The organism is Streptomyces pseudoechinosporeus (assembly GCF_054783935.1).
In genome coordinates this window covers 1-18334 of sequence record NZ_BAAGPS010000064.1, presented here as the reverse complement: position 1 = coordinate 18334, position 18334 = coordinate 1, and the positions used below count along the sequence as shown (strand labels likewise).

13 protein-coding genes and 2 pseudogenes are annotated in these 18334 nt (G+C 68.8%); 10 read left to right on the top strand and 5 right to left on the bottom strand.

The window, feature by feature from the left end; genetic code table 11:
* Positions 1-72: 72 nt before the first annotated feature.
* Positions 73-825, bottom strand: a complete 753-nt coding sequence (locus tag ACYVO6_RS39780) for a LysR substrate-binding domain-containing protein (RefSeq protein ID WP_461070157.1) — start codon at positions 823-825, stop codon at positions 73-75.
* Positions 826-998: 173 nt separating this feature from the next.
* On the opposite strand from ACYVO6_RS39780, the gene ACYVO6_RS39775 reads away from it, so the two are divergent.
* The 10 genes from ACYVO6_RS39775 to ACYVO6_RS39730 all read left to right on the top strand — a co-directional run bounded on the left by ACYVO6_RS39775 (position 999) and on the right by ACYVO6_RS39730 (position 12189).
* The gene (locus tag ACYVO6_RS39775; RefSeq protein WP_461070155.1) at positions 999-1904 is read left to right on the top strand and encodes a glycoside hydrolase family 16 protein; all 906 of its coding nucleotides are present in this window, start codon (positions 999-1001) and stop codon (positions 1902-1904) included.
* Positions 1905-1991: 87 nt separating this feature from the next.
* Positions 1992-2993: a Rieske 2Fe-2S domain-containing protein gene (locus tag ACYVO6_RS39770; protein WP_461070153.1), complete on the top strand. Its 1002-nt coding sequence runs from the start codon at positions 1992-1994 to the stop codon at positions 2991-2993.
* Between the two features lie 90 nt (positions 2994-3083).
* Positions 3084-4109: a glycoside hydrolase family 5 protein gene (locus ACYVO6_RS39765; protein ID WP_461070151.1), complete on the top strand. Its 1026-nt coding sequence runs from the start codon at positions 3084-3086 to the stop codon at positions 4107-4109.
* Positions 4110-4487: 378 nt separating this feature from the next.
* Entirely contained in the window at positions 4488-5597 is a 1110-nt protein-coding gene (locus ACYVO6_RS39760) for an amino acid ABC transporter substrate-binding protein (RefSeq protein ID WP_461070149.1), read from the top strand.
* A gap of 7 nt (positions 5598-5604) precedes the next feature.
* Positions 5605-6492 (top strand): branched-chain amino acid ABC transporter permease, encoded by an 888-nt coding sequence (locus ACYVO6_RS39755; RefSeq protein WP_189322697.1) that lies wholly within the window; start codon positions 5605-5607, stop codon positions 6490-6492.
* Positions 6493-6514: 22 nt separating this feature from the next.
* A complete protein-coding gene (locus ACYVO6_RS39750; RefSeq protein WP_461070146.1) occupies positions 6515-7579 on the top strand; it encodes a branched-chain amino acid ABC transporter permease in 1065 nt (354 codons plus the stop codon).
* Entirely contained in the window at positions 7554-8321 is a 768-nt protein-coding gene (locus ACYVO6_RS39745; protein ID WP_461070144.1) for an ABC transporter ATP-binding protein, read from the top strand. Before ACYVO6_RS39750 ends, ACYVO6_RS39745 begins: the two co-directional genes overlap by 26 nt.
* Positions 8311-9087, top strand: a complete 777-nt coding sequence (locus ACYVO6_RS39740) for an ABC transporter ATP-binding protein (protein ID WP_461070142.1) — start codon at positions 8311-8313, stop codon at positions 9085-9087. Before ACYVO6_RS39745 ends, ACYVO6_RS39740 begins: the two co-directional genes overlap by 11 nt.
* A gap of 38 nt (positions 9088-9125) precedes the next feature.
* A complete protein-coding gene (locus ACYVO6_RS39735) occupies positions 9126-10088 on the top strand; it encodes a LamG-like jellyroll fold domain-containing protein (protein WP_461070140.1) in 963 nt (320 codons plus the stop codon).
* 22 nt (positions 10089-10110) lie between these two features.
* Positions 10111-12189 (top strand): PQQ-dependent sugar dehydrogenase, encoded by a 2079-nt coding sequence (locus ACYVO6_RS39730; protein ID WP_461070138.1) that lies wholly within the window; start codon positions 10111-10113, stop codon positions 12187-12189.
* Positions 12190-12208: 19 nt separating this feature from the next.
* Here the strand turns inward: ACYVO6_RS39730 and ACYVO6_RS39725 are convergent, their stop codons facing one another.
* The 4 genes and pseudogenes from ACYVO6_RS39725 to ACYVO6_RS39710 all read right to left on the bottom strand — a co-directional run.
* Positions 12209-13687, bottom strand: coding sequence for an MFS transporter (locus ACYVO6_RS39725; RefSeq protein ID WP_461070159.1), 1479 nt, complete (start codon positions 13685-13687; stop codon positions 12209-12211).
* 519 nt (positions 13688-14206) lie between these two features.
* Positions 14207-16006, bottom strand: a pseudogene (locus tag ACYVO6_RS39720) (RICIN domain-containing protein); the annotation flags it as partial.
* A 44-nt stretch (positions 16007-16050) separates the two neighbouring features.
* On the bottom strand, positions 16051-18189 hold the full coding sequence (locus ACYVO6_RS39715; protein ID WP_461070136.1) for a beta-galactosidase: 2139 nt from the start codon (positions 18187-18189) through the stop codon (positions 16051-16053).
* 29 nt (positions 18190-18218) lie between these two features.
* Positions 18219-18334 (bottom strand): annotated as a pseudogene (locus ACYVO6_RS39710) (carbohydrate ABC transporter permease); the annotation flags it as partial.

The window sequence follows — 18334 nt, the reverse complement described above, 5'->3', positions numbered from 1 at the left end:
CGTAGGGGCGTGGGGAACTGCGCGACCAGCCACGACGGACCCGCAGTCGCCCATGAACCGGGGGCCGCAGACCTACGACCGGCGGCGAGGCTTCCCCCGCTTGCCGCCCTTCGCGCCGCCGGCGCCGCTTCGGGGGCTTCTGCCCGTCGATGTGGGCTTCCGGCGGGCATCCGCCGCTTCGCGGCGCTTGCTCTTCGGCTGCGCTGGAGGCGGGGTGCGGCCGCGTGTGCTGTTGACCGTTCGGCCGCGGACGATGCCGATGAAGTCCTCGACCAGGTCGGTGGTCGCGTCCTCGGGCCACGCCAGCGCGACGCTCGACTGAGGGGCGTCGACCAGCGGCCTGTACGTGAGGTCCTTGCGATGGTGCAGACGGGCCAGCGACTGGGGGACGACGAGGACGCCCACCCCCGCCGCCACGAGTTCGATGGCGTCCGCCGTCGTGGCGGGGCGCTCGAGGGCGGGCCGTCCCGGTGGCCGTTCCCACTCGAGGACATCGTCGAGCGGGTGGAACACGATGTCGTCGGCGAGATCCGCGACGGTCACCTCGTCCGCCGCCGTCACCAGGTGGTCCTTCGGGACCACGACCACCGTCGACTCGGTGTAGAGGGGGATCGCGCTGAAGACCGTACGGTCGACCGGAAGCCGTACCACCCCCGCGTCGGCTCCACCGCTGCGCAACACGTCGGATGCCTCGGCGGCCGACACGTCGACGAGGGTCAGCGGGACGTCGGGCAGTCGCTCGCTCCAGATCCGCACCCACTTGGCGGGCGTCACCCCCGGAACGTACGCGAGGCGGAACGTAGGGGATGCTTCCGAGCCTGTCACCCCGCCAGGCTACCGGGCGTGGCCGGAGGCCTCGTACGCGGTCGGCAGCGGAGCCGGACGGTCCGGTACGCGTCCCGTTCGAGGGATGGCGCTGCCCCTGCCCCACCGCGAGGATGCTCCTTCGCGCAGCACATCCCACCGCACGCGGGCCGAGGAGCCAAAGGAGCCTCCCGATGGGTTCACACGCAGCGCCGAGCCGCCGTAAGCGCGCCCTGTTGGTACCCGTCGGGCTCATGCTCCTGGCCGTGCTCCTCGGCATCCCCCGTGCCGACGGGGCGCCCTCGCCTGCCGACGCCTGCCGCACCACGGGCACCGAACTGCCGCGCGGCGACTGCGGCCCGTTCTGGCAGGTCCTCGCGGAGGACTTCAACGGGGACCGGGTGCCGCTGGGCGCGTTCAGCGACTGCGATCACCATGTCGACACCTCGGCCGCGTACTGCGGGGGCCTGAGCGGTGCGTACCGGGACAACTGGTGGGCGTATCCGACCGGTTGGCCCGACACCGCGCACGACCGGGACCGGGACGTCGTGGGCGTCTACCACCCGGAGGACACCGTGAGCGTAGGTCCCGCGGAGAACGGCGACGGCAGGATGCGCATCCGGATGTGGCGGCCCGCCGACGGAGGTCCCGTGCATGCCGCGGCAGTGGTACCGCGTGCCGTCATGCAGATGAAGTACGGCAAGTACAGCGCCCGTATCAAGGTGACGAAGCTCGCTCCGGGTTACAAGTCCGCCTGGCTGCACTACGGCGGAGGCTGCGAGATGGACCACCCCGAAGGCGAGTGGACCGGCGACCTCACCGCCTTCCATCATCCGTGCGGCGGGGGCGAGCAGGGCTACTTCCCGGGCGCCGACGACTGGACCGAGTGGCACACCGTCTCGACCGAGTGGACGCCGGGCCATGTGCGGTTCTTCGTGGACGGCCGCCAGACGGGACACGACACCCGAGGCGTGCCGAACCGCCCCCTGTCCTGGGTGCTCCAGAACGAGAGCGCCCTGCAGGGCCCGGGCGCGGCTCCGGGCAGCAGCGCCCAACTCGAGGTCACGTGGGTCGCCGCGTACGCCTACGGCTGGAAGTGATTCGGAAGGGAACAGGAAGCTGCCGGTGGAGATCGCCCGCGCCTGACGGCCTATCAGTCGGACAGGAGATCAAGTTAGCCTCGGCGCATGCTCTTTCGTCGCAGCCATGACAGCCTTTCCGTCCTGCCGCGCGATCCGCGCGCCGACGAGTATCCGATGCCGCCCGTGCCCTACGGGTGGTACGCCGTGCTCCGCAGTGCCGAGCTGCGCCCGGGCAAGGTCGTCAGCCTGCACTACTTCGGACGTGCTCTCATCGCCTTCCGCGGAGCGGATGGACAGCCGGCCGTACGGGACGCGCACTGCCCGCACTACGGTGCACATCTGGGCGTGGGCGGGAAGGTCGTGGACGGCACCGTGGAGTGCCCGTTCCACGGGTGGCGGTTCGATGCGGACGGCCGGTGTGTGGAGGCGCCGTTCGCGGTCCGGACCCCGAAGGTGTCCATCGGCGGCTTCCCGGTGCGTGAGCACAGTGGGCTCGTCTTCGTCCACGTCGGGCCGGGAGAGCCGACTTGGGAGGTGCCGGAGATCCCGGAGGCGGCGGCCAGGGATTTCGCCAAGCCGATCGATGACACCTGCCGGGCGCGTATCCATGTCCAGGAGATGCGCGAGAACATCGTGGACGAGTCCCACTTCCACTTCATCCACGGCCAGAGCGAACCACCCGTGCAGGATCTGCGGCCGGACGGTCCCTTCGCCGAGGTCCGCGGCCGGATCGGACGGCGCGTTCTCGGCCGGGACATCAACAACAGCTTCGATGCGTTCATGTACGGACCGGGCGTCATGGTGGTTCGCGCCCACGGCCCCGTCCTCTCGGTGACCGCCGTCGCCCTGACCACCCCGATCGACGATCGCACGAGCGAGATGCGGATGCTGTACTACCTCCGCAAGCCGTCCCGGCTCCCGTTCCTGGTGCCCCTCCTCAAGCTCGTCTTCCGGGTGGAAGCCCTGGGCGAGGTGCGCGAGGAGGTCCGGATCTGGGACCACAAGATCCACCAGCCGCGCCCGGTCCTGCTGCCCCACGAGAAGGGCATCAGGGCGCTGCGGCGCTGGTACACCCAGTTCTATCCGTCCGAGGTCCCGGCCGAGTAGCTGCGTTTTCTCTTGACGTGTCAGTGACAACAATGGCTTGATGTTGTATGGGAGCGCTCCCACCCCACCTCTCTCAGGGAAGGGAACACCATGCGCAGCACCCGCCACTTACCTTTACGGATCGTTCCGGTTCTCGGCCTCGTGGCCGCCCTGCTCCTCCCCCTGCTCGGCCTCAGCGCCCCAGCTCATGCCGCGCCCACCGGCTTCCGCATCGAGAACGGCCGACTGCTGGAGGCGTCCGGGAACGACTTCGTGATGCGCGGCGTCAACCACGCCCACACCTGGTATCCGGACCGGATCAGCTCCCTCGCGCACATCAAGGCGAAGGGCGCCAACACCGTACGTGTCGTCCTCTCCAGCGGTGATCGGTGGACCCGTAACGACACCGCCGATGTGGCGAACGTCGTCAGCCAGTGCAAGCAGAACCGGCTCATCTGCGTCCTGGAGGTCCACGACACGACCGGCTACGGCGAACAGAGCGGAGCCGTCACGCTCTCGCGGGCCGCGGACTACTGGATCAGCGTGCAGAGCGCCCTGAGCGGCCAAGAGGACTACGTCATCGTCAACATCGGCAACGAGCCGTACGGGAACACCAATTACGCGGACTGGACGGCGGACACCAAGGCGGCGATCCAGAAGCTCCGGGGCGCCGGGTTCGACCACACGATCATGGTCGACGCACCCAACTGGGGCCAGGACTGGGCGTTCACCATGCGCGACAACGCCGCCTCCGTCTTCGCCGCGGACCCGGACGCCAACACGATCTTCGCCATTCACATGTACGGCGTCTTCGACACCGCCGCGGAGGTCGGCGACTATCTGAACCGCTTCGTCGCCGCGAAACTCCCCATCGTGGTGGGCGAGTTCGGCCACGACCACTCGGACGGCAACCCCGACGAGGACGCCATCCTGGCCACCGCCCAGCAGCTCGGGCTCGGCTACCTCGGCTGGTCCTGGAGCGGCAACAGCGGTGGAGTCGAGTACCTGGACATGGTCACGAACTTCGACCCGGACCAGCTCACCAGCTGGGGTCAGCGGATCTTCAACGGTGCGAACGGCATCGCCGCCACCTCCAAGGAGGCCGCCATCTACGCCGACGGCGGCAGCGCGGCCTGAGCACGCGGCTGTTGGCGGAAATCGGTCACCACCAGTTGCCCGGGAGGACGGACTCATCCGTCCTCCCGGGCAACTCCTCGTCCAGCACCCGGACATCCCGTCAGCACACGTCGCACGAAGGACAACTGATACGTGCACGACTGTTGTCCAGACCGGTGGGACACGGCTTACATAGTATGAAAGCGCCCCCGAAAGCGCTTTCATGCACCACGAAATCCGGCCAGCCCATGCGGGTGTCCAGCCGATGAGGGGTGTTAATCGATGAGACCAACACGCCGTCTACAAGGGAGAATCGCCGCAGGCACGCTCACTCTGGCGCTCGCCGCCAGTGGCTGTGCCGGTGGTTCCGGTTCCGGAGATTCGTCCGATGACTCCATCGTGATCGGTGTCTCCTTGCCCCTCACCGGTGACTTCTCCGAACCCGGCAAGGGCGTCGAACGCGGCTACAAGGCCTGGGCGAAGATCGTCAACGACAAGGGCGGACTCCTCGGCCGCAAGGTCGAGTTGAAGATCCTCGACGACCAGTCGAATGCCGACCGAGTCGTCTCCGACTACGAGCAGCTGATCGGCAGGGACGAAGTCGACCTGGTCTTCGGCCCTTTCTCCACCCGGCTCGTCGTCCCCTCCGCGCGGGTGGCCGAGGAGTACGGCATGCTCTTCGTCGAACCGGCGGGAGCCGCGCCGGAGGTCTTCGACCAGGGCTTCAAGAACCTCTTCTACGCCGCGCCTGCCGTCGCCAACGACCACTACAACCATCTGGCCGATTACATCCTCGCTCTGCCGGCGGGCGAGCGTCCCAAGACCGTCGCGTACGCCGCCATGGACGACCCCTTCGCCCAGGGAACCGCGTACGGGCTCAAGGAGAAGCTGGAGAAGGGCGGCATCAAGACCGTCGTCGACGAGGTCTATCCGCCCAACACCACCGATTTCGGCAGCATCGCCGCCAAGATCGCCGACTCGAAGGCGGACATGGTGGTGGGCGGTTCGCAGTACCAGGACGGTGTCAATCTGATCGTCGCCCTCCAACAGCTCGACTACCAGCCGAAGATGGCCGCCTTCTCCACCGCGCCCACCGAGCCGGAGTTCGCGAAGGCCATCGGCAACAAGACCGAGGGCATCCTCGCGCCCACCGGCTACACGCAGAAGGCCGACTATCCGAGCAACAAGGAGTTCGTCGAGAAGTACACGAAGCAGTTCGGCAAGGCTCCGGAGGAGGACGAGGCCAACGCGTACACCACCGGCCAGGTGGTCGCGGCGGCCGTCGAGGCCGCCGACTGTGCCTCCCAGGACCCCGAATGCCAGAGCAAGTTGGTCGACTGGCTGCGCGGCAACGAGGTGGAGACCGTCGTCGGACCGCTGAAGTGGGACGACAAAGGCCGCCCGCAGAGCGCGCACATGATCCAGCAGTGGGCCGGCGGCGAGATCCAGATCGTGCTCCCCGAGGAGCAGAAGGAAGCCGAACTGATCCATCCCAAGCCGGCCTGGTGAGGCCGGCGTGCCCTCCGCGAGCCTCGTCTTCCAGAGCGTCGTCCTGGGCGTGCTGCTGGGAGGGCTCTACGCCCTCCTCGCGGCAGGCCTGACCCTCTACTTCGGCGTGATGCGCGTCGTGATGATCGCCCACTCCGCCTTCCTGATCCTCGCCGCCTACCTCGCCTGGTACGCCCACCGGGAGACCGGCATCGATCCGCTGCTCACCCTGGTCGTCACCGTGCCGCTGTTCTTCGCGGCCGGCGTCGCCATGCAGCGGCTGCTCCTCACCCGGCTCCGCCCCGCGACCCTCACCATGATGTCGGTGCTGCTCACCTTCTCGGTCGCCCTGACCATCGAGGGCCTCCTCGGGTACGCCTTCAGCGGCACCCAGCGCCGGATCCGGCTCGGCTACAGCTCGGCCGGTTTCGAGTTCCTGGGGGCGAGGATCGCGGCGGTCAAGCTGATCGCGTTCGGTATGGCCGCGCTCGCCCTGCTGGGGCTGTACGTACTGATGAAGCACAGCCGGTTCGGCCAGGCGCTGCGCGCCACCATCCAGCACCGGGAAGCCGCCCAGCTGCTCGGCATCGACACCGACCGGATCGCCGGCTACGGCTTCGGCCTCGGCCTCGCCACGGCGGCCGTCGGCGGCACGGCGCTCGCCCTCGACACCACCATCTACCCGTCCCTGCACTGGCATTGGATCGGCCCGCTGATGGCCATCATCGTCGTCGGCGGACTCGGCAGCGTGCCTGGGGCCGCCATCGCCGCCATGACGCTGGGCATGCTGCAGAGCCTGCTCCAACTGGAACTCTCCACCACCTGGGCGCAGACCGTCTTCTACGTCGCGCTCTTCGCCACCCTGGCCTTCCGGCCCCAGGGATTCTTCGGGGGGCGGCTTGCGCAAAGGTTCTGAAATTCCGTTCCGGGCAGGCAGGTTGCCTACGAGCACGCTGCTGCACGTCGGCGCCCTGCTGGCCGCCGTCGCCGTCGCCCTGTCCTTCCCGTCCATGGCCCCGAGCCCGTACGAGATCACCGTGGGCATCGCCATCCTCAACTACGCGGTGCTGTCCACCTCCTGGAACTTCGTCGGCGGCTTCACCGGCTACATCTCGCTCGGGCACGGTGCCTTCGCCGGACTCGGCGCCTACGGCACAGGGCTGCTGGTCACCAAGGCCGAACTCCCGCCGTTCGCCGCGCTGTTCGTCGCAGCCGCACTGGTGGCCGCGCTCGCCGTGCCGGTCGGCTACGCCGCCCTGCGGGTGCGCGGCGCGTCCTTCGTCATCGTCTCCATCGCCCTCGTCCTCATCCTGCTGCTGGTCTTCCAGAGCTGGGCCTCCTTCACGGGCGGCTCCAGAGGACTCGTCGTACCGCGGCCGTTCCCGGGCATGCTGCGCTCCGAGCACCACCAGACCTTCTACTTCCTGTTCGCCGCGCTGCTCGCGGTGGCGCTGCTGACCTGGTGGGTCATCGACCGTTCACGGTTCGGCATGGGCCTGAAGGCGATCCGTGAGGACGAGGACAAGGCGCAGTCCCTGGGCACGCCCACCTTCGCCTACAAGCTCGTGGTCTTCGTGGTCTCCGCCGCCTTCACCTCGCTGGCCGGCGGGCTCTACGCGCTCTGGTTCGGCGACCTCGATCCGGTCTTCCAGTTCTCCATCCTCAGCGGGGCGTACATGGTGCTGATGGCGCTGCTGGGAGGCGTACGCCATCTGTACGGGCCGCTGCTCGGCGCCGTGATCGTCGGGTACGCGCTGGAGTACTCCAAGGTCGAGTACGGCGACACCCCCCTGCATCTGGTCGTGGCGGGGCTGCTGCTGGGCGTGGTCGTGATGTTCATGCCGGACGGGGTCATCCCGGCCGCCACAGCGCTCCTTGCCCGCTTCCGCAAGACCGGCGAGACCTCCATCCGCGAGGTGACCGCCGCCGAACTGAAGGAGCGGCACGGACAGGGCAACGGAACAGAGGTGAGAGACAGTGAGCGAAGCGGAAGCGGCAGCTGAGCCCGGGACTCGGCCGAGTCTGGCAACCGTCGGCCTCACCAAGGCCTTCGGCGGTGTCACCGCGCTCGACTCCGCCACCGTGACCTTCCACCACGGCAAGGTCAACGCCCTGATCGGTCCCAACGGCTCCGGCAAGACCACCTTCTTCAACTGCGTCACCGGGATGATCCGCCCGGACGCGGGCCGTACCACCTACCGCGGGCGCGACATCACCGCAAAGCCTCCGCACCGGATAGCCCGCGCCGGCATCGGGCGTTCCTTCCAACTGTGCCGGGTCTTCCCGCGGATGACCGTGCTCGACAACCTCCTCGCCGCCGTACAGCCGTCCTCCCTCGCGGGGCAGCTCGCCCGCGCGGGCCGACGGGAGGAGACCGAGCGGGCACGTGGCTGGCTGTCGCGGATGGGCATCGAGCATCTGGAGCGCGCGGAGGCGCGCCAACTGTCCTGGGGGCAGCAGAAGTTGCTGGAACTCGCGGGTGTGCTGATGAGCGAGCCCGAACTGATCCTGCTGGACGAGCCGGCCGGCGGGGTCAACCCGGCGCTCATCGACCGCATCTGCGACCTGGTGCGCGAACTCAACGCCGAGGGGCGCACCTTCCTGATCGTCGAGCACAACATGGACCTGGTCATGAGCCTCAGCGACCACGTCGTCGTGTTCGACCGCGGCCGGCCGATAGCCGAGGGCACGCCCTCCGTGATCCAGTCCGATGAACGAGTCCTCGGGGCATACCTTGGCGTCTGACACGCACACCGACACCGACTCTGCATCTCCTGCCTCTCCGTTCCTTCTCGAACTCGACGACATACGGGCCGGATACGGCCGGGCGGCCCTGGTGCTGCGCGGGCTGACCGTCCAGGTCCCCGCCGGGGCGATCGTCTGCCTGGTCGGGCCGAACGGCGCGGGCAAGTCCACGGTCCTGAAGGTCGCCAGCGGACTTCTCGCCCCGCGCTCGGGCCGGGTCCTGGTCGACGGTGCGGACCTGACCGGCCATGGACCTCAACGGATGCTGGCCGCCGGAGTCGCCCATGTCCTCCAAGGGCACAGCGTGTTCCGGGAGATGACGGTCGCCGAGAACGTTCTGCTCGGCGGCTACACCCTCCGGGACAAGCAACTCATCGCCGAGCGAGTGGAGTTCGTACGGGACCTCTTCCCGGTCGTCGGGGAGCGCTGGACGAGCCTGGCCGGGCTGCTCTCCGGAGGCCAGCAGAAGCAGGTGGAGTTCGCGCGTTCGCTGATGGTCAAGCCGCGGGTGGTGCTGCTCGACGAGCCGTCGATGGGGCTCGATCCCAAGGCGACCGGCATCGTCTTCGAGCAGATCGTACGGATGCGGGACGCGGGCACCGCCGTCCTGCTCGTCGAACAGAACGCGCGGCGCGCCCTGGAGGCCGCCGACACCGGCTGCGTCCTCGACCTCGGCCGGGTCCATGTCTCGGGCCCGGCGCGGGAGTTGCTGGCCGATCCGCAACTGGGCGAGCTCTATCTCGGGGGCCGGCCCGCGCGCCGATGAAAGGCCTCGTAGCTACGCCTCGCAAAGGAGCGAGTGGAATGTTCACGCGACGCAGGCGGCACACGGCGGTGGCTCTCGCCGCCTTCCTGACGGCCCTGACCGCTCTGGTCTCGGCACCTGCCGAAGCCGGGGTGGACCGCGGTACCGTACACCCTTCTGTGAGGCCGTACTTGGCGACGTACTACGACTTCGAGCACCCGGTGCGCGACAACCCGGCGAAAGAGCGCGACCAGGGCTTCTCGCGTACCGACATCGACCTGGTGGGCGGCGGTGCGGCGATGCGTACGCGGGACGGGGCGCACGGGGGCAGCCGGACCTCGCTCCAGGTGCGGCAGGTGAATCCGGAGGCGGCCGGCAACGACGACTGGAAGGCGGGTGTGTACGGGGTTTCGGGGGTGCCGAGCCTGCGGGCTTTCAACGCCGCCAAGGGGATCACCGTCATGGGATGGTTCAAGGCGACCGGTCCGAACCCGGGCCGGAACAGCAACACGGCCGCCCCGGACGACCACTACGGCGCCGTCGGCCTGGCAGGCGTGCTGTCCGGGGACTCCGACGGGCACGCTGTGCGCGCCCTGCTGGAGATCATCGAGGTGAACGGCGAGCTACGGCTGGTCGCCCTCGGCCGGCGCATCGACGGGGCGAGCTCCCAGACCTTCGCCGCGTCCGAGGACTGGCGGAGCCTGCTGCCGGACGGCGAGTGGGTGTTCCTCGCCGCGACCTTCGACTTCGACTCCGGGGCCATGGCGCTCTACCGCAACGGGCAGCGGCTGGACGGTTTCTACACCGTCCCGGGCGACCCCTGGGACCTCTCGGGACCGGGACCGCACCGGGCCTCACCGACCGATCCCCGGGGCATCAAGATCGGCGGGAGCTTTCCGCAGAACACCGGTGAACGCAATCCCTGCGACTGCCGCATGGACAGCGTGATGTTCCTCAACCGAGCTGTGGACGGCGACCGGATACGGGCTCAGTACCACCTGTCGAACTCCGGCCGGCACTGAGCGCACTAAAGGAGCGATACCGATGACCACATCCCCCGGCGTCAGACCGAGACCCCTCGTACTGGCCCCTCTCCTCGTCCTCTCCCTACTGCTGTCGGCCCTCGTCATTCTGCCCGGCACGGCGCACGCCGCCGAACCCATCACCGAGCGGCCCGCCACCTCCGGTATCGGGCTGACCGTCGAGGAGTACGCCTCCTTCCCGAAGACCGAGGCGCCGCCCGGCCCGGTCACCGATCCACGGCTCGTACGGCACGCCCGTATCAACTACTTGAGCGAACTCCCCGATGGTTCGGGCCGGAAGGCCGTCCCCGACCTCAACGGCAAGCTGTACTTCGTCGAGGACGGCGGCAGCCCGCAGGTCTACCTCGACATCGCCGCCACCTTCTCCCCCGCCTTCTTCGCCAGCCAGGGCCTCGGCCAGGGCTTCGGATTCGTCACCTTCGACCCCGGCTTCAAGCGCAACGGCCGCTTCTACACCGTCCACACCGAACTGGCCTCCGCCACCACCGCCGTACCCGACTACCGGCAGCAGGCGGCGACCAACTACCACGGCATCATCACCGAGTGGACCGCCGGCGACCCCTCGGCCGACACCTTCCAGGGCACCCGCCGCGAGGTCCTGCGCATCAGCTTCGCGGGCCGGATCCACGGCATCCAGCAGATCGACTTCAACCCCAACGCCCGGCCTCGCAGCCCCGATCACGGACTCCTCTATGTCGCCGTCGGCGACGGCGGCCAAGGCGCGCGGAACACCGAGCCGCAGGACCTCTCCCTCCCGCACGGCAAGATCCTGCGCATCGACCCGCGCGGCACGAACAGCGCCAACGGCGAGTACGGCATCCCGGCACGAAACCCGTTCACCCGCACCCCCGGCGCACTGGGCGAGATCTACGCGTATGGCATGCGCGACCCGCACCGCTTCGGCTGGGACTCCGGTGGCAGCCGGGCCATGTACCTCGGTCACATCGGGCAGCACGCCGTCGAATCCGTCTACGAGGTGCGCGCGGGCGACAACTTCGGCTGGAGCGAACGCGAAGGCCCCTTCGTCTTCGACAAGACGGCCGCCGACCCCTGCGACCAGATGCTCCCACTCCCCGAGGACGACGAGAAGTACGGCTACACCTACCCCGTCGCCGCGTACGACCACGACCCACCCGCCGACTGGGACTGCACCTCCGACGTGGGCCGCGCCATTGTCGGCGGCTTCGTCTACCGCGGCCACGACCTGCCCGAACTGCGCGGCAAGTACGTCTTCGGGGACATCGTCGACGGGCGTCTGCTCTTCGCCGACGCCTTGGACATGCGGCGCGGGGAGAAGGAACTGGCCCAGCTGTACGACCTGATGCTGTACAACGCGAGCGGCCAGCGCGTCACCATGCGGGACCTGGCCGGGGACACCCGGGTGGACCTGCGTTTCGGGCAGGATGCGGACGGCGAGCTGTACCTGCTCTCCAAGGCCAACGGCAAGATCTGGAAGGTCACCGGGACGCGGATGTTCGCCTCCTGCGACACCGACGGCTCCACGCTCCGTCACGTCATGGCCGGTCGGAACTGGGCTCCTGTCACCCCGTCGAAGTGGCGGTTCCCGGGCCACGAGGCCGTCCTCGCCGAGCCCGGAGTCCAGCGACCCGGCCCGCGCCGCCCCTTCGAGTACGCCGTACTGACCGCGGGTCCGGCGGCTCTCGGCTCCGTACGGATCGATGCCGAGGTGCGGATCGACACCCCCGTCGAGATCACCAACCGGGACGTGATCATCGTCTTCGACTACCAGTCGGACACGAAGTTCGCCTACGCCCATCTGTCGACGGACAACACCATCTATCCGCACAACGGCATCTTCGTCGTGAACGACGCCGACCGGCTCCGGATCGAGGACCAGTGGAACGGCAGGACGGGCGCCCCACCGGCCATCACCGACACCGACTGGCACAAGGTGAGGGTGGTGCGCTGCGCGAGCAGCGGTGAGATCGCGGTCTACGTCGACGGCTCGAAACATCCGCTGATGACCGCCGTCGACACCACGCTCACCTCCGGCAGGGTGGGCTTCGGATCGTTCGACAACATCGGGCGGCTGCGCGGCCTGAACGTCTCGTACCGCTGAGGGAGGAGGGGCCTCGGTGTCAGACCGGGCCGAGGCCCTTCCCGCCCAGGCGTTCCAGGTCGGAGGGGCGGACCTGGATGACCACGACGGCGATCAGTGCGGCGAGCACGGCGAAGATCGCCGCCATGATGAAGGCGGCCGAGACGCCGGAGGTGAGGACCTCATCCGCCCAGGGCGGCGGGAGGTCCCCGGTGCGTTCGAACCGCGCGCGCTCGGCCGGGCTCGCCTGCTCCAGGAAGCGCGGTACCTGCTGTTCCGCCTCGTTGCGGCTGGCCGTGCCGAACGTCGTGACCAGGATGGACAGGCCGAGCGAGCCGCCGACCTGCTGGGTGGCGTTGAGGAGTCCGGAGGCGGCGCCGGTCTCGTGTGTGGGGACGTTGGAGAGCGCCATGAGCGTGAGCGAGACGAACTCCATGCCCATGCCCAGGCTGAAGACCAGGATCGGGCCGAGGACGCTGCCCACGTAGGTGGAGTGGACGTCGGTCAGGGTCAACCACGCCAGGCCGGCCGCCGCCAGGATCCCGCCCACCACCATGAACGGCTTGGGGCCGTACGTGGGCAGGAACCGTGAGGCCAGTCCGGCGCCGATCGCGATGACCGCGCTGACCGGCAGGAAGGCGAGACCGGTCTGCAGGGGGCTGAAGTCCAGCACGTTCTGCGTGAAGAGCGTGAGGAAGAAGAACATGCCGAAGATCGCGGCGGCCAGGCTCAGCATCATTCCGTAGGTGCCCGCGCGGTTACGGTCGGCGAACATGTGCAGGGGCGTGATCGGCTGTCTGGACTGCCTCTCGATCAGGATGAACACCGTGAGGATGACGACGGCCGCCGCGAACGAGGCCACCGTGAGCCCGTCCCGCCAGCCGTCCTGCGCGGCCCTGATGAATCCGTAGACCAGCAGCACCATGCCCACGGTGGAGGTCAGCGCGCCGACGATGTCGAAGTGGCCCGGATGGCGTTCGGACTCCTTGATCCAGCGGGGTGTGGCGAGGGCGATGAGCAGCCCGATGGGGACGTTGACGAAGAGTACCCACCGCCAGTTCAGCCACTCGACGAGGACTCCGCCGGCGAGCAGGCCGATGGCTCCGCCGCCGGCCGAGACGGCGGCGAACACCCCGAAGGCCCGGTTGCGTTCGGGGCCTTCGCGGAAGGTCGTACTGACCAGGGAGAGGGCGGTCGGGGACGCGATGGCGCCGCCGACGCCCTGGAGGGCGCGGGCGGCGAGGAGTTGGCCGGCGTTCTGCGCGAGTCCGCCGAGCAGGGAGGCGAGCACGAAGAGCAGCACGCCGAAGATGAAGACCCGCCGCCTGCCGAGGATGTCACCGGTCCGGCCGCCGAGCAGCAGCAGCCCGCCGAAGCTGAGGGTGTACGCGTTGACCACCCAGGCCAGGCTGGTGGTGGAGAAGTCCAGGGAGCGCTGGATGTCCGGCAACGCGATGTTCACGATGGTGATGTCCAGGACCACCATCAGCTGGCACGACGCGATGACCAGCAGCGCCATCGCGTTTCCGCCACCGCCGCGTTCCCGGGTGGTGGTCTGTGGTGAGGAGGCCGGCTGCGGGCTGCTGCTTCCGTCCACCGTTCGACGCTACGCCCGTATGGGGGACGTCACCACTCGGATCATGGACCCGCCGCATGGGGTGAACCGGCGAGCCGGCTCACCCCGAGGAGCCACGGATCAGCGTCCGGTGGCAGCGGCCCGGACGGTGACCTCATCCCAGATCAGCGGTGTGCCGTCGAAGACCACCGCGATCTTGATCTTCTTCCCGCCCGCGATGGTCGCCGGAAGCGCCACGCTGCCCTTCTGGGCCTCGTCGAAGGAGACCGGGCCGAGGTCGGTGACCTTCCCGTCGGCTGCGAACGCGTAGACGTGGCCCGTCGTGTTCGCGTGCAGGGCTTGGCCCGCGAGGTCCGACGCGGCGGCGTTCAGCGACACGGTTGCCTTCGCCCCGACCCGGGTCGCCGCGATCAGAGTCCTCGACCGCTCGTCCTTCGTCAGGTCCCTGGAGGTCGGAGCCTGCTGGACGAGCTGCCACTCCTGCGAGCCGTCCGCGACCGCGTTCTGCAAGGTCAGCGGCGCCCCGTTGGACGCACCGGTCAGGTATACGTTCGGGTTCTTCACCGCCTGGAACTTGTAGTGGCCGTCGGCGGTCCTGATGACGTTCCAGCTGCCCGTGGCGCTGTTGTCGACCCACTGGCCGATCCGCTGGCCGACCGTCGCGTTCCCGGTCCAGATCGCTGCCGCGCGGCCTCCGGACTTGTTCAGCAGCGTCGTGCCGCCCTGCGGCTCGGTCACCATGTGCCAGTACTGGGTGTCCTTGTTCGCCGCCGAGCCGGCGTCCTCCAGGCGGACGTCGGGAACGTCGCCGTTGCCGATGTTCGCGTCGTTGGTCTTGTTCCCGGTGCCGATCACCTGCCCGGTCCTGCGGTTCACCAGCTGGTAGTAGGCGCCGTCGGAGCGGCCGAGATCGACCTCGGCGTAGGCGATCGTCGACGTGTCCTGGTTGTTGAGTATCGCGATACGGCCGGTGCCCGCGACGTACTGCAGGTTGCGGCTGTAGCCCGCCCGCGAGGTCGTCTGGTACTCCTTCCACACGCCGTCGCTGCGTCCGCTCTCGTTGACCCAGACGTTGCCGCTGCCGGCAGCGTTGTACACCAGGCGCCCGTCGGGGAGGTTGATGATGACCGGGCTGCCGTTCACCGCGAGACGACGCGAACCGGCGTCGACCGGCAGGGAGGTGACGGGGTTGTCCGTGGAGCCGCGGTAGAACTTCAGCGGGTCGTCGGCGACCACGTACCGGGTGTTGGTTCCGCCGCCCCAGAACTCGTACGGGAGCAGCCACTTGCCGTCCGTCGTCGGGACGACGGTCGTCATGCCCGGCCGCCCGCCTCCGATCTGCGTCTTGCCGCCGCCCATGTCCTGGGTCAGTCCCGCGACGTCGACGACGGGCTCGCTCCACTGCGCGCCGCGGCCGTTCCAGGTCTTGTGGACCAGGATCTGGCCGTGCGAGTCCCGGGCGGTGTCGTTGTCCGGATCCAGCTGCGGCACACCGGTGACCGGGTCGAAGCCCAGGTAGTCGTTCTCATCGGAGTAGTAGCAGACGAGCTGGCCGTCGTGGACCATCAGGTACGGCTCCCAGAGGGGATCCACCTGCTTGTACGTGTTCGCGCCCGCGACGTTCCGGCCGATCGCGCCCGCGCTGCCGCCCTGCCAGCCGCCCGTGGCAATGACATTGACGACCTTCCACGTCACGCCGTCGTCGGTGCTGGAGTACAGGGCGATCGCCATGTCACTGCGGTCCCCGTCGTTGGACGGCGTCCAGTTCGGGTCGGCTGCCTTGTGCTCCTTGTAGTAGTGGTCGTCGCCCGACACGACGCTCGCGAGGAGCAGGGTGCCCGCTTTGAGGTTCCCGACCGTCTGCGGCATCACATAGAGGTACGGGTTCGTCCAATTGCTCGTGTACTTCGCGTACTTGGGATCGCTGGAGAGGTACGCCGGAGCCTTGACGTCCGCCAGCGGCTGCCACGACGTTCCGTGGTCGTCGCTCTTGTAGACGGGGAGCGTCTGTCTGTCGGCACTGCCCGTCTCCGGGACGACAGTTGACTTCTCGAACGACGCGACCAGACGGCCGCTCGGCAACTGCGCCGACTTCGGGTAGACGGCGCAGTTGCCCCGCCCTTTCAGGCACGGTTCATCGCCGAGCTGGTACATGATCCCGCCCGTCGGGTTGTACGCCTGCGCGCTGCCCATGGGCAGCGCCAGCATCGCTGAACCCGCGACGAAAGTTCCCAGCGCTTTCCCAAGTCTTCTTCTCTGCATAGCCCCTCCTCGGGGTGGCCTCGGTATTGCTCGCGAAGGTTGGATCAGGAGACGAGTACGCGTACGTCCCAGGCGCCGAGGTCCAGCGCCGTGCCCGCGGGGACGGACGTGCCGTTCAGGGCGTCGGTCAACGCCACAGGGGCGGTGACCTGGGCGGGCTCCCAGCTCCAGTTGTGGACGACATGGACGCGACGTCCGTCGGAGGAGGTAGAGGTCGTCGCGGTGACCGCTTCCGGGAGGTCCCGCCAGCCGTGGCGTGCGGAGGGTGTCAGCCAGGTCGCCAGCGCGCGGGCGAGGGCGCGGCCGGGGATCGTACCGACGTAGGTGACGCGGCCCTCGCCGTGACGTCGGGTGGTGATCGCTGGCCAGCGGCCGAAGTGCGGGTGGTCGTAGGCGGCCAGTACCTCGGCGTCGGTGACGGTCAGGCCGTCGGCCCAGCGGGTCGCCGTCGCCTCCTGCGGCAGCTGAAGCGGGCTGCCGGCCACGGGGTTGACCGGGACGTCGCGCGCTAGGTTGCTGAACTCGTCGTACGTGACGCCTGCGGCCTCCGTGAGACGTCCGGGCGCCGCTTCGTGCCGGGCTCGGGCCTCGTGGTCGGCGTAGCCGGTACGCGGGCCGAGGACCAGGTGACCGCCCGCGTCGGCATACGCCGCGAGCCAGTCGAGGGTCGCGTCGGCGGCGATGTACAACCCCGGTACGACCAGCACCGGGTGGCGGCGTGCGGCCTCCTCCGGCGCCATGCCCTCCTGCTCACCGCGCGGGTCGTGCAGCTGCCGGGCGTGCACGATCCGCACCTGGCGGCCGGCCTCGAAGGCGCCGCGGTAGAAGGGGTCGAAGATGCGGTGGTAGGCGGCGGGGTCGGGGGCGCCGTCGGCGGTCGCGAGCGGTGGGTGTTTCTGCATGAGCCACTTGCTGGGCGTCGAGTAGACCATCGTGATGTCGGCGTCCGGCTCGAGCCCGGCCACGAGCGGGCCCGCCGCCTCGAACTCGGCGCCCAGGCGGGCGATTTCGGCGTACGCGCGACCGGGCTGTCCACTGTGCGGCAGGACACCGCCCCAGTAGGTCTCGGCACCGAAGCGCAGCGTCTGCCACTGCCAGTACTCGATCATCCGCGCGCCGCGCGCGACGTGCGCCCACGCGGCCTGCCGCCACTGGCCGTCGTAGGCGGGGCGGTTGTCCCACGCGAAGCCGATGGAGCTCGCGTTGGTCTCGGTGACCAGGAACGGCTCCTGGCGGGAGGAGAACATCCAGTCCGCCGTCTGGTACATCGACCAGACGCCGGTGGTCTTCCACTTCTGCTCGTGGTCGTCGGGCGTGGGGTCGGGGAGCAGGAGGCCGTCCTGCATGTCGTAGTACGGGTTGCCGGAGGCGATGTCGAGCCGGGCGGACAGTTCGTCGTCCGCCACTCCCTGGCGTGTGTAGGAGATGCAGGTGGTGACGAACTGTTCGGGGCGTACGTACTCGCGGACGATGTCGGCCTGCCAGCCGATGAACTCGGTGACCTGGCGCGCCTGGAACTCCCGCCATGCGACGTCGTACTGCGGCTGCACGTTGCCGTCCGGGGTCCACAGGTCGGCCCAGGTGGACAGCCGGTGGGACCAATACACCAGGCCCCACTCGCGGTTGAGGGTCTCGACGTCGCCGTACTTGTCGCGCAGATGGTCGACGAAGCGCTGGAAGACGCCCTGGTTGTGGAAGAGGTGCAGGCCAGGTTCGTTGTCCACCTGCCAGCCGATGATCGCGGGGTGGTCGGCGTACCGGGCGACGATCTTCCGGATGATCCGCTCGGCGTGGAACCGGAAGGCGGGATGGGTGAAGTCCACCTCCTGGCGACCGCCCCAGCCGATGCGCTGTCCGGTGTGGTACTCGGCCGCGATCTCCGGGTACTGCCGGGCCAACCACGGCGGCACGGCGTACGTCGGCGTGCCGAGGACGACCGAGATGCCCCGCTCGTGGGCGCCGTCGAGGACCGGCTGGAGCCAGTCGAGATCGAAGCGACCGCTCTCCGGCTCCCAGGTCGACCAGACGGACTCGCCGACGCGGATGACCGTGAAGTTCGCCTCGGCCATCAGATCGAGGTCGGTCTTGAGCCGTTCATCGGGCGGCAGTTCGGGGTCGTACGCGGGCGTGTACTCGTGGTAGTACGCGGCGCCGAACAGGACGCGGGCGGGCAGGTCCGCCATGAAGGAAACCTCCGGGAGAATTAGGGGTGTTACTGCTTGACGCCGCCGGTGGCCAGGCCGCTCTGCCAGTAGCGCTGGAGCATGAGGAAGGCGATGACGAGCGGCACGATGGAGATCAGGGAGCCGGTCACGACGAGCGGGAGCA

What these genes read in the sequence shown, in the direction of transcription:
- ACYVO6_RS39775 (WP_461070155.1), top strand. Translation starts at nt 999, where the DNA reads ATGGGTTCACACGCAGCGCCGAGCCGCCGTAAGCGCGCCCTGTTGGTA.
- ACYVO6_RS39770 (WP_461070153.1), top strand. Translation starts at nt 1,992, where the DNA reads ATGCTCTTTCGTCGCAGCCATGACAGCCTTTCCGTCCTGCCGCGCGAT.
- ACYVO6_RS39765 (WP_461070151.1), top strand. Translation starts at nt 3,084, where the DNA reads ATGCGCAGCACCCGCCACTTACCTTTACGGATCGTTCCGGTTCTCGGC.
- ACYVO6_RS39735 (WP_461070140.1), top strand. Translation starts at nt 9,126, where the DNA reads ATGTTCACGCGACGCAGGCGGCACACGGCGGTGGCTCTCGCCGCCTTC.
- ACYVO6_RS39730 (WP_461070138.1), top strand. Translation starts at nt 10,111, where the DNA reads ATGACCACATCCCCCGGCGTCAGACCGAGACCCCTCGTACTGGCCCCT.
- ACYVO6_RS39725 (WP_461070159.1), bottom strand. Translation starts at nt 13,687, where the DNA reads ATGGCGCTGCTGGTCATCGCGTCGTGCCAGCTGATGGTGGTCCTGGAC.
- ACYVO6_RS39715 (WP_461070136.1), bottom strand. Translation starts at nt 18,189, where the DNA reads ATGGCGGACCTGCCCGCCCGCGTCCTGTTCGGCGCCGCGTACTACCAC.